Genomic DNA, 12744 nt, shown 5'->3' with positions numbered 1-12744 from the left:
TTATTAACGATGAAAAAGGTGGCATCTCTGGAGAAAAGGTAGTTAATCCAGCTGATTAACGACGAAAAAGGGTTCGGCCTTCAAGAAAAGGTAGTTAATCCAGGTGATTAACGACGAAAAAGGGTTCGGCCTTCAAGAAAAGGTAGTTAATCCAGCTGATTAACGACGAAAAAGGGTTCGGCCTTCAAGAAAAGGTAGCTAATCCAGCTGATTAACGACGAAAAAGGGTTCGGCCTTCGAGAAAAGGTAGTTAATCCAGGTGATTAACGACGAAAAAGGATGTGGCCTTCGAAAAAAGGTAGTTAATCCAGGTGATTTACGACGAAAAAGGATGTGGCCTTCGAAAAAAGGTAGTTAATCCAGGTGATTTACGACGAAAAAGGATGCGGCCCTCAAGAAAAGGTAGTCAACCCAGCTTTACCGACGCCACTTAGTCTTTTACAAAATGTGAAGTGTAACAGACCTTCTTCAAAAGAGTACCCTGCCATAATCAATAAAGTGCCAGAATTCCGGCACCATTATGACAAGTTTTCGGCACCCCCTCATATACATATACATGTAGGGGAGGGGATCATGATGTCCGAAACACAAGCTATGTCAAAGGAAGTTCTGGCTGCTATTTTAAAGGGAATCGATGAAGGGATCCATGTTGTGGATTTGGATGGGAATACCATTTTTTATAATGAAATTGCTGCTAAGCATGATGGTTTGAACATTTCCGAAGTTCTGGGCAAATCAGTCCTGAACGTTTTCCCATCATTGGATGAAGAGACAAGCACGCTATTAAAAGTAATCAAAACCAAAAAACCGATATACAATCAAACACAATCGTATGTTAATGTGCATGGCGTTCAAATTGAGACGATCAACACAACATTGCCGATCCTGATAAATGGCAAAGTAGCCGGAGCCGTTGAGATTGCAAAAGATTATTCAAGACTGAAGCTTCTCTCGGAAAGCCTGCTTGATTTGCGGAAAAAAATAAAAAAGCCTTCGAAAAAGACTAACAATATTAACACTGTCCAATACACCTTGGAAAGTCTTCTTACGATTAACAAGGAAATGCAAAAAATAAAAAATGAAGCAGCTAAACTGGCAAAGTCAGGCTCTCCCATTCTTGTATTTGGAGAAAGCGGATGCGGAAAAGAGTTATTTGTCCAAGGGATCCACCATGCATCGTCAAGGAACAATGGCCCTTTCATTGCCCAAAATTGCGCAGCTATTCCGGAGTCACTTCTGGAAAGTATATTGTTCGGGACTGCAAAAGGGAGCTATACCGGTGCTGTAGACAGGCCTGGATTATTTGAACTGGCGGATGGCGGCACACTTTTTCTGGATGAAATCCATGCGATGCCTATTGAGCTTCAGGCTAAACTTCTCAGGGTACTTGAAGATGGGATGGTAAGAAGAGTAGGCAGCCCGAAAAGCTGCAAGGTGAATGTGAGGGTGATTGCGGCCATGAATATCCATCCCGGTGATGCCCTTGAAAAAAGGAAAATCAGGACGGATTTATTTTACCGCTTGAACGTCCTCACATTCGGTCTGCTGCCATTAAGGGAAAGAGTAGAGGATATTGAATTCCTTTCTATGCATTTTATAAAGCAATTTAACCGGGCTTTTAATAAAAATGTTAAAGGCAGCGATAATGAGGTAAATCAATTCTTCAAAGGCTACAGCTGGCCGGGAAATGTTCGGGAACTAAAGCATACAATCGAGTACATGATGAATGTATGCGAGAAAGACCTTCTGGAGGGAGAAGATTTGCCAGTCATGATGAAGCAGCAAATACAAACGCATAAAAAAAACCTGCCAGCCAGGGGGCTATCATTAAAGACGAACTTGGAGGGTCTTGAAAAAGAACTAATTGAAAATGCCCTTAAGCAAACAGATGGAAATATAAAAAGGGCGGCAAAGCTATTGGAAGTTCCCCGGCAAACACTTCAATATAAGCTATCCAAGTATAAAATCAGGATTCATGAGATCAAAGCCCAGCCATTAGCTTAAATGAATAAAACCATCAAAGTGCCGAATAATCGGCATTTTTTTATGTTTTTGAAAACCCGCTCCAATAAAATATCCGCCAAAACATAAACAATCTTCCACTCCAGCCCCTTTTTCCAGGGATACTATAAAAATTCTTTAACTTGGCACACTTCTTGCAAGATAACTAGATAAGAATCTGTTACAGGGGGAATATGAATGAAAAACTTTTTATATAAACCAGATCGGCACTGGAAGGATATAGAGCTATGGAAGGATGTAACGGAGGAGCAGTGGAATGATTGGCTCTGGCAGCTGACAAACACGATTCGCACTGCTGATGATCTTGAAAAAGTCATTAATCTTACGCCTGAAGAGGAAGAAGGAGTAAGGATTTCAACTAAAACCATTCCGTTAAACATTACACCTTACTACGCATCCCTTATGAACCCGGATGATCCGCGCTGTCCGGTCCGAATGCAGTCCGTCCCAATCTCAAAGGAAATTTATAAAACAAAATATGATCTCGAAGATCCGTTGCACGAGGATGAAGATTCGCCGGTACCAGGGCTTACTCACCGCTATCCTGACCGTGTTTTATTCCTGGTGACAAACCAATGCTCGATGTATTGCCGCTACTGTACAAGAAGAAGATTCTCCGGGCAAATTGGCATGGGGGTACCGAAAAAACAGCTTGATGCAGCAATTGATTATATCCGAAATGCACCCCAGGTGAGGGATGTTCTAATTTCCGGCGGTGACGGCCTATTAATCAATGACAATATTCTTGAATACATTTTGAAAAATTTGCGGGAAATTGACCATGTCGAAATCATCAGAATCGGAACAAGAGCCCCGGTGGTGTTTCCGCAGAGAATCACTGAAAACCTCTGCAATATTTTGAAAAAGTATCATCCGGTTTGGTTAAATACTCATTTTAATACATCCATCGAAATTACCGAAGATTCCAAGAGGGCATGTGAAATGCTCGCCAATGCAGGGGTGCCGGTTGGAAACCAATCTGTCATCCTCGCCGGAATCAACGACAGTGTGCCAATTATGAAAAAGCTTATGCATGATCTTGTAAAGATTCGAGTTCGGCCTTATTACATTTATCAATGTGATCTTTCTGAAGGAATCGGCCATTTCCGTGCGCCTGTTTCAAAAGGACTTGAAATCATCGAAGGCTTAAGGGGCCATACTTCCGGCTATGCTGTTCCGACTTTTGTTGTCGATGCACCTGGAGGCGGAGGAAAAATTTCGCTTCAGCCGAATTATTTAATCTCACAAAGTGCTGACAAAGTGGTGCTCCGCAACTTTGAAGGCGTTATCACCACATATCCGGAACCGGAAAGTTATGTGCCTGGCCGGGCAGAAGGATATTTTAAAGAAATCTATCCGGATATGGATGAGAAAAGATCGAATGTTGGTATAGCCGCTTTGATTAATGACCAGCAATTTAACCTTGTCCCAGAAGGACTTGCAAGACTGGACCGCCGTGAAAAATATGAAAGCGACCCGTCACACAGTTCATTAAAAGATAAACGTGACAAACGGGATGAATTAAAGGATAAGAAATTTAAAGCCCAGCAGACAAAGCGGGATCCGAAAGATATAAGCGATGCAGAGCCGTCATCGGCAAAGGAATAGGAGGCTAAGGATGCAAAGTAAATGTGCTTGGTGTGAAAGCAAAAATATTTGTGATAGCAAGGAAACCGTCTATTGGGAGCTCCCGGATGGAACCCGGGCCATTCAAATTAATGACACACCTTCAACTGTCTGCAATGAATGTGACATGGTGTATCAGTCTGATGATCTCGTAAAGGAAATTGAGGATCAATTGTTTTTAATCGACACGAAAAAAATTGGAAAAGAAATTAGTTACACAAAGCTGATGGAGCAGCCGCGGCTGCTGAAAAGAAACTATTTTGATTTTACTTCATAGGAGAAAAATCACAGTCAGGGAATAATTCACAGTCTTTTCACCTGTTCGTCACAAACCTCAGCTTCCCATTATTTATAATAGGCTAGATGGTATGCAGCATTCATAGATAGTTACAGGAGAAGCGTGTCAAAGGGAGACCCCGCAGACGCGAATGCGCCGTGGAGCGTCGAACCGCTCGCGGTTCGCTGAGCGTCTGGAGCGAAAATCAACAGGCAAGATTAACAAAACCAATTTATTAAGCAATAACTAAAGCAACCCGGAATACCGGATTGCTTTTTTTCTGCTGAAAATTCTCCCACGAGTAGACGCATCCAAGGGGATTAGCTTATAGTAGTAGATAAAATACTGAAGGAACCAAATTGAATAAATATAGAGGAAGGCGTTATTATGTCCAAAACCTTTTATCATTTTTTAATGAAGTACAGGCATCCTGAACCAAGGGATAGCATCAGCCATTTTGCCAACCATGCATATGAGGACCACAGTTTTCCAAAAACATCCTATGATTATGATGAAATCAGCTCTTACCTGGAATTGAACGGAACCTATATGGAAAGCATGTCTGTCTTTGATGAAGCATGGCAATTGTATGTGCATTCTGAAAGCTGATGGTCCAATAAATTTGATCCTCAAGTTCTTAAATGTCTTGCGGTTTTGAAACACTCCTGCACAGGAGTGTTTTTTAGTATAAAAATTTATAGCTGTGGATTCAGACAACTGACCAGCTCTGGCACAGCGCTTTTCTGTTCGATTGTGATGAACGTACGGACGATTTTCAGGAAAAGTGCATATACTATTGTATTCAATACTCACGACTCAGTCATTGAGAGGATGGAGGACATGAGCAAAAGGAAAAAACCAAAGTACAAAATCGGTGATACAGTCGTGATCACTATTTATGGTACAGTCGGTAAAGTGACGGATGTAAAGTGGCTTGATGATATGTACGTCTATGAAGTCAATAAAAGTGAAGGTCTCTATATGGAATCCAGCCTTCAAATGCTGTCTGAGTATGAAGGTGAGATCATGGAAAAGGAGCATATTGATATCGAATATAAATACTTTTTTGGCGACCTTGTCCAGGTTAAGGGGTATGGTTCGGATCTTTTTAAAATAGTAGGCTTCAGGACGGAGATTTGGAGATACAAAGAGGATGCATGGGAAGATGTAATTTATGAGCTTTCCAGAATTAATGACGGAGAATGGCTTGAGGCGGGGGAAGAAGAATTGACCCTCGTTGCAGATGCCGAAAGTGCGGATGCCTTTATTCAAAAATTAGGCCTGCTTTATATGATTAACAAGAAAGAAAAGCTTCCTGAATTAAAGGAAACGGCCAATTCATTCCGCAAATCTGAAAAAGAACTGCTTGAAGGAATAAAAGAAAGAAAAGTGCTGATTGATGGTTTGCTTGATATATATAATGATTATCGCATTCTTTATGAAATGTTTCATGATGATGAGTATAAGCATATCATGCGCGTCATACTCAGAAAGCTGAAGCACCTTGCCAATAATGATGGAAAAAGCACCGTTTAATTCAATGAAAGTTATTAAGCAAGCGCGTTAATACTGCTAGTAAAACCTGGACATCAAAATATAAACCATAAACGGAATGCCAAACCAAACAACAAGCTTGTACCATCCGTTTAATAGCTTGCCATATAAGCTAATAATCGAGCTTTCTTCGTTATTTACATCTTCTTTTATTAGAGCGGCTAGTCTGGATATACTGGACATTTTAGTTTCCTCCCCAAGAACATTTTTTTTAAGAACATCATTTTAAGCTGCTTATCCCATATGTATGTCCTAAATAAGAAAAAATGCCAAAGAATAATTATTTTATATTCAAATAAAGAATAAGACTTTTCTGACAGTTGTTCTGCATGAATTAAGAGAGAGCATCATACATTTTGTACAAAGGGGGCGATGCTGTGAAGGAAATAGAGGTCGTGATTGATACGGAGGAAATTGCTGAATTTTTCTTTCATGAGCTGGCAAAAAGGGGATATGTGCCTACTGAAGGAGAATTGGATGAACTCGCAGATATAACGTTTGAGTACTTACTGCAAAAATGCATCATCGATGAGGAAATCGAAGACGACTAATATAGAAAAAATGACGAGGAAAGGCGCTCGTCATTTTTTTGCGCGGGAAGGGGCGGAGCAGCTGCATGGAATAGATTGCTAATCATACATAAGTTAGGCCAGTTTTGGCAGAAGGACTATTTAATCTCCATTCGAAAGAAGCCAGCCAGAAGAAAAATTAAAGGAATCAATACAGCAGAGAAACAAAAAGGGTATAAAAGAAAATGCCTTTTCGGCAATTGAAAAAAATTTATGGGCAACCCTCCGGAAAAGTGAAACTTTCTTTTTCTAAAAACGTATATCTTTATGAAAGAACTTCTTTGTATATATAAAGTAGAAGCCGCCTGAAAAGTTTAAAAAAAGTTGGCGGCAAGGAAGGTGAAACTTCCTTGCAAAGAGAAATTTAAAAATATAATCATACTAGGGAGAGAAGAACATGTCATTTTTTAACAAGGTCTTGGCAAGTGTGGGAATTGGATCTGCAAAAGTGGATACCAAGCTTGAAAGAGATACTGTTACTCCAGGAGAAGCTTTAAAGGGTGTTGTTGAAATTACAGGCGGTAATACCGAACAGAAAATAGACGATATTTATCTTTCATTGAATACAACTTATATAAAGGAATCAGATGATAAAAAGTATACAGTCTCAGGGTTGATTGACCGTTTCAGGCTGGCGGAATCTTTTACCCTTGCTGCAAATGAGCGTAAGGAAATTCCGTTTACCTTTAATTTGCCTTCTGATACCCCGTTATCTTTTGGCAAGACGAAAATATGGGTTGCCACTGGGCTGGATATTAAAAATGCGGTGGACCCAACAGATCAGGATTTTATCAGAGTGGTTCCCAATCCGTTAATGGATTCGGTTTTAAACGCTGTATCCAATATGGGATTCCGTTTACGGGAAGCTGAATGCGAGCAGGCTCCGAACCGTCTTCGCCACAGGCTTCCATTTATACAGGAGTTTGAATTTGTGCCGGTATCCGGGCCTTTTAGAGGCCGCCTTGATGAATTGGAAGTTGTATTTTTCCCTCAGCCAAGCGGAGAGACAGAAATACTTATTCAGGTAGACCGCAAAGCAAGAGGGCTCGGCGGATTCCTGGCAGAAGCGCTTGAAATGGATGAAACTTATGTCCGTTTTACAGTAACAAATGGAGATATCCCTTATATGCAGCAAAAGCTTCAATCGATGATAGCAAAATATGCCAATTGATAGTTTGTGACAAATAGAAACGATGGGGAGTGCCCATCGTTTTTTTTATTCTGTAAAAAATTAAGTCAGCAAGGTTTTTAGAAAATCCTGTCCTTTTAAAAATGGAGTGATTAACGCATACAGCCTTGAGTGCGGCAGCCTTTTCTCTTCGTCAGAGATTATTCCATGAACGCCGAGCCGCTGCATATCTGCAAATTGGTATTGTTTTTTTATGGTCCAGGAGTATATGTCATATCCGAATAACTCAGCTTGTGTTATGAAGGATTTGGAGAGTAAAAGATGGTGGACAGATAGAAAAGAGGCGAATTGGCGGTAGGAAGCCAAATGAAACATATCCAGCTGCTTGCTTAGCAGTATGCCTGCCGGTATGTCTGGAGCAAGCTGGTGAAATTTTTTCATTTCATTCACATGGAAGGATTGGACTTTGATGTTTTTTACGAGTTGCCCGTTTTTTTTGTAGCTCATTAACATCTCGGCAAGGACTTCAGTCATGCCAGGCTGATTTTCCGGAGCTTTCATTTCAATCAATAATCCGACTTTTCCGGTAAAGCGATCTAATACCTCATTAAGAAGTGGAACTTTTTCCCCCGCAAATTCAGGGGAAAACCACGAACCAGCGTCAAGTTTTTTTATTTCTTCAACAGTCAGATCTCCAATAAACCCTTCCCCGTCCGTAGTCCTTTGAAGGTCTGCATCATGAATGACAACTAGGTGTCCGTCTTTGCTGAACCTCACATCCAGCTCAATATAATCAAACCCTAAATCGACTGCCTTTTCAAAGGATGCTATTGTATTTTCCGGCGCATAAGTGGACGCTCCCCTATGGGCTATGGATTGAAAGGGCATGAGAGGCTGAAAAAAGTAAGAAAATGACGTTAAAAGCAGACCGATAATGATTGAAAACAAGCATGGCTTTTTAGAAACCCTCAATTTTCATCACCCCTATAAAAGTCTTTTGTATATACTATGCGGGGTGGACTCGTTTGAAAGCGGTTTCATCATAAAAATTTTCGTGAATCGACAAAACTAGAACTTTTTTGATGAAGGAAACGACAAGAAAAATGGCTAATTAAACAATAAAAATACTTTATGTATGTTAGTAGTACTAGATTTTGCATGCAGTGATGAGAAGAATGGTTGCAATAGAGTTTTCATAAAGCCGAAAATTTTTGGAGGAGGGGCAGGATGGTCGCCATAGAACATTTCATCAGGAAATCTTCATAACCAAAAGAAGTGTTCAAAGAGTTAAAGGGTGATACCACAAAACTGAGGGGGATGACATATGCTAAAGGAATTAACCAGGATCAGAAGAAAAGAGTATGATGTGACGATTTTCCAAACACCCGAGTTTAGGGAGAAAAAGGGGTTTCAGCAAGTTTACCGCTTGAATGTCGAGGGATCAACACATGAGGAATGCCTTGATTCTGTTTTTAGAAGATTTAATGTCCCTGACCGGATCCCAATTGACTTTAATGGCCGATTTATTTCAACGGGAGACATTCTTTATATTGATGAAGGCCGGAGAGGACAGTTTTATTATCAGCTAAAGCCGGGCGGCTGGGAGGAAATAAATCGTATACATATTCGATAATACATAATTTAAACGGGAGGAGAGCGGGGAGCTCTCCTCTTTAAGTTTCCAAAAAATAAACTTCTTTATTCTGTTATGTTGGACCCAGGGCTGTTTTTGCGTTTATTGGCCGTATATTCTTTACCATGGGCTTCCTGTTCGGCAATGATTGCTTCTGCAGGGATATGGTTATTTTTCTTTGGTGAGTTTATGCGGTTACGATGCTTTTTGCCCATCACAATCCCTCCCTTTATCTATTGCTTTTTGTTTTGACTGTTTTGGATGTATGTGGCTCAGTATTTGCTCTTGATGATGGAGTTGTTTCATTGGCATGCTGTACTGCTTGTCTGAGTTTTTTGCTCATCCCTTTTTGTGGCATGATTACAACCTCCTTTGGAAAAGCTATTGATAGCTTTCCCGTATGGGGAAAAAACATGCCTTTGCTTAATTGTTTCTAAGTCATGCCACATATGGTATAGTGTGACTTGAAAGCAGTTTCAGAGGCTTCAGAACGAATTGGAGGTTTGATATATGAGTGTACATATTGGTGCAAAAGAGAATGAAATTGCAGAAACGGTCCTTCTTCCAGGAGATCCTTTGCGTGCAAAATATATTGCAGAAACATTTCTAGAAAATGCTGAATGCTATAATGAGGTCCGCAACATGTTTGGCTATACAGGAACATATAAAGGAAAACGCATTTCTGTACAAGGGACAGGGATGGGGGTACCTTCGATTTCTATATATATTAATGAATTAATGCAAAGCTATAATGTCCAGAACCTAATCAGAGTTGGAACCTGCGGTGCGATCCAAAAGGATGTAAAAGTCCGCGATGTTATTCTGGCGATGAGCTCTTCCACGGATTCACAAATGAACAGGCTTACTTTCGGAGGAGTGGATTTTGCGCCAACAGCTAACTTCGACCTGCTGAAAAAAGCTTATGATGCTGGTGTGGAAAAAGGGTTAAACCTTAAGGTCGGAAATGTTTTCACAGCTGATATGTTCTATAATGACAACGCCGAACTTGAAAAATGGGCTAAATATCAAATTCTTGCCATTGAAATGGAAACAGCTGCGCTTTACACGCTTGCTGCGAAGTTTGACCGCAAGGCTTTATCCGTCCTGACAGTAAGCGACCATATCTTAACTGGCGAAGAAACAACAGCTGAAGAAAGACAAACGACTTTCAATGAAATGATTGAAGTTGCACTCGAGGCGGCTATTAAGGAATAAGCACTGAAAAACTGGTTCAAAATAATGAGCCAGTTTTTTTATTATTTCAATTAAATTGGAATTCATTTGGCGATGATTATTAATTGAATGATTAATGCAGGCTCTGTGCCGTTTGTCCTGTTTTTTTCAGAGGGATGGAATAGTTGACGAGTAGTGTTAAAATAGTAATGTTGCAAAGAAATTTGAAGATAGGTGAAATGAATGAAAAAGATTTTATTATTAGCGGGAACGCTTAGCCTGTTTCTCTCTGGCTGCAGCCAACTGGATCCATATATGGATAAAGTAAAGCCGCTAATCGAAAAAGTACCTTTCCTGCAGGAAGATAAGAGTATGGAGGACAACCAGGGGAAAGAAGAATCTCCACAAGAGGCAGAGAATAATACTGATAAGGCTTCCGGGGATGCCGGCACAGATAACAATAATGAACCTCCTGCCGAAAAGGATCCTCTTTCATTGGAAGCTTCGTACTTCAATGATGTTAAAGTAGTTAACGGGAAAAATGTAATCCAAAACCCCGAGAACGTTATGGTTCTTGTGAATAAGCAATTCAGCCTTCCAGATGGCTATGAACCTTCTCAATTGGTTATACCGGATGTTTCCTTTTCATACGGTGATTTAGATTTGGAAAAAAGCTATTTGCGCCAGGATGCTGCAGTTGCTTTAGAAAAGCTTTTTAAAGAAGCACAGCAAAACGGAGTTGAACTATTTGCCGTTTCAGGATACCGCTCTTTTGATCGGCAGACCCAGGTATTTGAGGCAGAAGTAAGCAGAGTCGGGGAAGAAAAAGCTGTGCAGGCAGTAGCCTTTCCAGGGAGCAGTGAACACCAGACAGGTCTATCAATGGATATTTCCAGCCGAAGCGCCAAATTGGAGTTGTCTGAAAAATTCGGAGAAACAAAGGAAGGAAAGTGGCTTGCTGAAAATGCTCACCGCTACGGATTCATTCTCCGATATCCAAAAGGAAAAGAAAGCATTACTGGGTACAAATATGAGCCTTGGCATTTCCGCTATGTCGGCGCTGATGCAGCTGCAGTCATTTATGAAAAGAAGTGGACGCTTGAAGAATACTTTAATATCGTAAAGAAAATTTAGAGGCCTGATTTAAGGCCTCTTTTCAATTTCCTTTTTGCTTTTGGCCTTTTTGGCCTGTTTGAAAAAAATAAATGATTGCCAGAATAAAAGGAACGGCAGGAAGAAACATTAGGTAGCGGAGGCCGTTCTCTGCACCTGATAAGTAGAAAGCCAAGGGAAGCAGGAGGATGCTGCTGAAAAATGCAAGCTTCCACGACTGATTCATTATACCGGCAATCAGGCTGATAAGAGAAAGGGCAAAGCTAAGCCATAATAAGGCGGTTATCATATGTGATCACTCCTTTAAAATAGAAAGGCTGGAACTCATGAGGTTTGCAGCGGGCTGCTGAAAGGGAAACGGAGAAGGCGGGCGGGCCATTTGAAAAAGCAGGTCATATAATAAAATATGTTTATACTGGCAAAACAATTAATCTTTTATTTTTCTTGATATTTCCATAAAGATGGCTAAACTCAAAGAAAGTCGGTCAAAATGAGGGATTATAGTGATTTTTCTTAAAGAACTTACAGTTGGATTTGCTGAAAAAATCCTGGAGTTTGAAAAGGAAAACAGTATTTAAACAGTTTGTTCCTTCCCACGGTAAAGGGTACTATTCAAAGAGTCGATCATCTCGTCTATTCTGGAAATGGGGGTAATCAAGGAACGATGATGAGTATTATTTGTATTTGTTAATAAATAAAAAACGGTAAATTGCCGGATGTATCAATATTTATAATATTGATCGTGAAACATTAGAAGAAGAGATCGGCTACCGGATTGCGCAAAAGTTTAAAGGTACCGGTTATGCGTCCGAAGCAGTGAGATTAATCAGCAGACAAGCGAAAAAGGTTCTCGGCTTAAAATGCTGAAGGCTCTTACCTTGGCTTTTAATAGAGCATCAAGCCGAGCTTTGAAGAAAAACGGATTTCAAGAAGGGAAAATACTTGAAAAACATCTGCTCTTTAATCATGTGAAGCATGATGCAAAGGTTTTTTATAAGAAACTGGATTATGTATTATGAAAATCGTCATAGCACCACCCTTAGAAATATGGTAGTTTATCAAATGGAATAACGTCGAAATAAGGCCCACCCTAAGAAAAAGGTAGTTAATCACCCACCCATCCAAAGACAATTCCTTCAATACTTGCCGCTAATCAATTTACCATTTATGCGAACATGCGAACATGCAGCTGCGTAAAAACCAGATTATGTTTATCCTCTCCGTCTATTGAGGTAATAATATATTAAGGTTAACTGGCAAGAAGGAGGCGTTGATTTTGGAAAAGGTTTCATTAAAGGTTGTGGGCATGACTTGCAGCCATTGTGAGGAAGCGGTCAAAAATGCACTAATGTCTGTTGATGGTGTGGCAAGTGTCTCAGTTGCTTTCCATGATGAACAGGTTGAAGTGGAGTATGATCCAGAAAAAGCAGCAAAGGAAAACCTAATAAATGCAGTCGAGGATCAAGGCTATGGAGTAGCCTGATATAGAAAGCGCTTAGCTAATTTCGCTAAGCGCTCTTTTAAGGCATGGCGGCATAATAGAATTTCATATCCAGACAAGGGAACAATTTTAAGAAATGGGTTTAGTGCATTTTTCTTTGTTATTTTTTCGATAAAAATGTTATTCTAATCATTAAGGATTGTACAT

At 40.2% G+C, this 12744-nt stretch carries 17 protein-coding genes; 12 read left to right on the top strand and 5 right to left on the bottom strand.

All coding sequences use genetic code 11. The annotated features are described in order from the left end of the window. Positions 1-576: 576 nt before the first annotated feature. The 5 genes from DFO73_RS07110 (at position 577) to DFO73_RS07090 (ending at position 5461) form a co-directional block, all read left to right on the top strand. On the top strand, positions 577-2004 hold the full coding sequence (locus DFO73_RS07110) for a sigma-54 interaction domain-containing protein (RefSeq protein ID WP_110064088.1): 1428 nt from the start codon (positions 577-579) through the stop codon (positions 2002-2004). Between the two features lie 195 nt (positions 2005-2199). Beyond that, positions 2200-3630 (top strand): lysine 2,3-aminomutase, encoded by a 1431-nt coding sequence (ablA, locus tag DFO73_RS07105; protein ID WP_110064087.1) that lies wholly within the window; start codon positions 2200-2202, stop codon positions 3628-3630. Between the two features lie 10 nt (positions 3631-3640). Then, the gene (locus DFO73_RS07100; protein ID WP_110064086.1) at positions 3641-3925 is read left to right on the top strand and encodes a YokU family protein; all 285 of its coding nucleotides are present in this window, start codon (positions 3641-3643) and stop codon (positions 3923-3925) included. A gap of 387 nt (positions 3926-4312) precedes the next feature. Beyond that, complete coding sequence (locus tag DFO73_RS07095) at positions 4313-4534, top strand: YozE family protein (protein WP_110064085.1); 222 nt, start codon at positions 4313-4315, stop codon at positions 4532-4534. A 231-nt stretch (positions 4535-4765) separates the two neighbouring features. Continuing rightward, positions 4766-5461, top strand: coding sequence for a hypothetical protein (locus tag DFO73_RS07090; protein WP_110064084.1), 696 nt, complete (start codon positions 4766-4768; stop codon positions 5459-5461). 36 nt (positions 5462-5497) lie between these two features. Here the strand turns inward: DFO73_RS07090 and DFO73_RS28515 are convergent, their stop codons facing one another. Then, entirely contained in the window at positions 5498-5662 is a 165-nt protein-coding gene (locus DFO73_RS28515) for a hypothetical protein (protein WP_181395950.1), read from the bottom strand. A gap of 194 nt (positions 5663-5856) precedes the next feature. Between DFO73_RS28515 and DFO73_RS07085 the strand changes: the two genes are divergently transcribed. After that, a complete protein-coding gene (locus DFO73_RS07085; protein WP_009332582.1) occupies positions 5857-6030 on the top strand; it encodes a YozD family protein in 174 nt (57 codons plus the stop codon). 415 nt (positions 6031-6445) lie between these two features. Next, positions 6446-7219: a sporulation protein gene (locus DFO73_RS07080; protein WP_110064083.1), complete on the top strand. Its 774-nt coding sequence runs from the start codon at positions 6446-6448 to the stop codon at positions 7217-7219. A 60-nt stretch (positions 7220-7279) separates the two neighbouring features. Here DFO73_RS07080 and DFO73_RS07075 read toward each other — a convergent pair whose 3' ends face one another. After that, positions 7280-8149 (bottom strand): glycerophosphodiester phosphodiesterase, encoded by an 870-nt coding sequence (locus tag DFO73_RS07075; protein ID WP_258309295.1) that lies wholly within the window; start codon positions 8147-8149, stop codon positions 7280-7282. Between the two features lie 352 nt (positions 8150-8501). On the opposite strand from DFO73_RS07075, the gene DFO73_RS07070 reads away from it, so the two are divergent. Next, positions 8502-8810 (top strand): YodL domain-containing protein, encoded by a 309-nt coding sequence (locus tag DFO73_RS07070; RefSeq protein ID WP_110064082.1) that lies wholly within the window; start codon positions 8502-8504, stop codon positions 8808-8810. A gap of 65 nt (positions 8811-8875) precedes the next feature. Here the strand turns inward: DFO73_RS07070 and DFO73_RS28510 are convergent, their stop codons facing one another. Together DFO73_RS28510 and DFO73_RS29205 are read right to left on the bottom strand one after the other, a co-directional pair. Beyond that, complete coding sequence (locus tag DFO73_RS28510; protein WP_009332577.1) at positions 8876-9025, bottom strand: hypothetical protein; 150 nt, start codon at positions 9023-9025, stop codon at positions 8876-8878. Positions 9026-9039: 14 nt separating this feature from the next. Then, positions 9040-9168 (bottom strand): hypothetical protein, encoded by a 129-nt coding sequence (locus tag DFO73_RS29205; RefSeq protein WP_258309294.1) that lies wholly within the window; start codon positions 9166-9168, stop codon positions 9040-9042. A gap of 152 nt (positions 9169-9320) precedes the next feature. On the opposite strand from DFO73_RS29205, the gene deoD reads away from it, so the two are divergent. Together deoD and DFO73_RS07060 are read left to right on the top strand one after the other, a co-directional pair. Then, a complete protein-coding gene (gene deoD / locus DFO73_RS07065) occupies positions 9321-10025 on the top strand; it encodes a purine-nucleoside phosphorylase (RefSeq protein ID WP_110064081.1) in 705 nt (234 codons plus the stop codon). A gap of 201 nt (positions 10026-10226) precedes the next feature. Then, positions 10227-11117: a M15 family metallopeptidase gene (locus DFO73_RS07060; RefSeq protein WP_110064080.1), complete on the top strand. Its 891-nt coding sequence runs from the start codon at positions 10227-10229 to the stop codon at positions 11115-11117. 22 nt (positions 11118-11139) lie between these two features. Here DFO73_RS07060 and DFO73_RS07055 read toward each other — a convergent pair whose 3' ends face one another. Beyond that, a complete protein-coding gene (locus DFO73_RS07055) occupies positions 11140-11385 on the bottom strand; it encodes a hypothetical protein (RefSeq protein ID WP_110064079.1) in 246 nt (81 codons plus the stop codon). Positions 11386-11804: 419 nt separating this feature from the next. On the opposite strand from DFO73_RS07055, the gene DFO73_RS29795 reads away from it, so the two are divergent. Then, complete coding sequence (locus DFO73_RS29795; protein ID WP_110064432.1) at positions 11805-11963, top strand: GNAT family N-acetyltransferase; 159 nt, start codon at positions 11805-11807, stop codon at positions 11961-11963. A gap of 409 nt (positions 11964-12372) precedes the next feature. After that, entirely contained in the window at positions 12373-12579 is a 207-nt protein-coding gene (locus tag DFO73_RS07045) for a heavy-metal-associated domain-containing protein (RefSeq protein WP_110064078.1), read from the top strand. The last annotated feature ends 165 nt before the right edge of the window (positions 12580-12744 follow it).

Origin of the sequence: Cytobacillus oceanisediminis (assembly GCF_003182355.1) — a bacterium.
Classification (GTDB): Bacteria; Bacillota; Bacilli; order Bacillales; family Cytobacillaceae; genus Cytobacillus; species Cytobacillus oceanisediminis_A.
The sequence above is the reverse complement of the archived record's forward strand: the minus strand, read 5'-3'. Positions and strand labels throughout refer to the sequence as shown.

What these genes read in the sequence shown, in the direction of transcription:
- DFO73_RS07070 (WP_110064082.1), top strand. Translation starts at nt 8,502, where the DNA reads ATGCTAAAGGAATTAACCAGGATCAGAAGAAAAGAGTATGATGTGACG.
- DFO73_RS28515 (WP_181395950.1), bottom strand. Translation starts at nt 5,662, where the DNA reads ATGTCCAGTATATCCAGACTAGCCGCTCTAATAAAAGAAGATGTAAAT.
- DFO73_RS07060 (WP_110064080.1), top strand. Translation starts at nt 10,227, where the DNA reads ATGAAAAAGATTTTATTATTAGCGGGAACGCTTAGCCTGTTTCTCTCT.
- DFO73_RS07080 (WP_110064083.1), top strand. Translation starts at nt 6,446, where the DNA reads ATGTCATTTTTTAACAAGGTCTTGGCAAGTGTGGGAATTGGATCTGCA.
- DFO73_RS07100 (WP_110064086.1), top strand. Translation starts at nt 3,641, where the DNA reads ATGCAAAGTAAATGTGCTTGGTGTGAAAGCAAAAATATTTGTGATAGC.
- DFO73_RS07090 (WP_110064084.1), top strand. Translation starts at nt 4,766, where the DNA reads ATGAGCAAAAGGAAAAAACCAAAGTACAAAATCGGTGATACAGTCGTG.
- DFO73_RS07055 (WP_110064079.1), bottom strand. Translation starts at nt 11,385, where the DNA reads ATGATAACCGCCTTATTATGGCTTAGCTTTGCCCTTTCTCTTATCAGC.
- DFO73_RS28510 (WP_009332577.1), bottom strand. Translation starts at nt 9,025, where the DNA reads ATGGGCAAAAAGCATCGTAACCGCATAAACTCACCAAAGAAAAATAAC.
- DFO73_RS29205 (WP_258309294.1), bottom strand. Translation starts at nt 9,168, where the DNA reads ATGCCACAAAAAGGGATGAGCAAAAAACTCAGACAAGCAGTACAGCAT.
- deoD (WP_110064081.1), top strand. Translation starts at nt 9,321, where the DNA reads ATGAGTGTACATATTGGTGCAAAAGAGAATGAAATTGCAGAAACGGTC.
- ablA (WP_110064087.1), top strand. Translation starts at nt 2,200, where the DNA reads ATGAAAAACTTTTTATATAAACCAGATCGGCACTGGAAGGATATAGAG.
- DFO73_RS07110 (WP_110064088.1), top strand. Translation starts at nt 577, where the DNA reads ATGTCCGAAACACAAGCTATGTCAAAGGAAGTTCTGGCTGCTATTTTA.
- DFO73_RS07095 (WP_110064085.1), top strand. Translation starts at nt 4,313, where the DNA reads ATGTCCAAAACCTTTTATCATTTTTTAATGAAGTACAGGCATCCTGAA.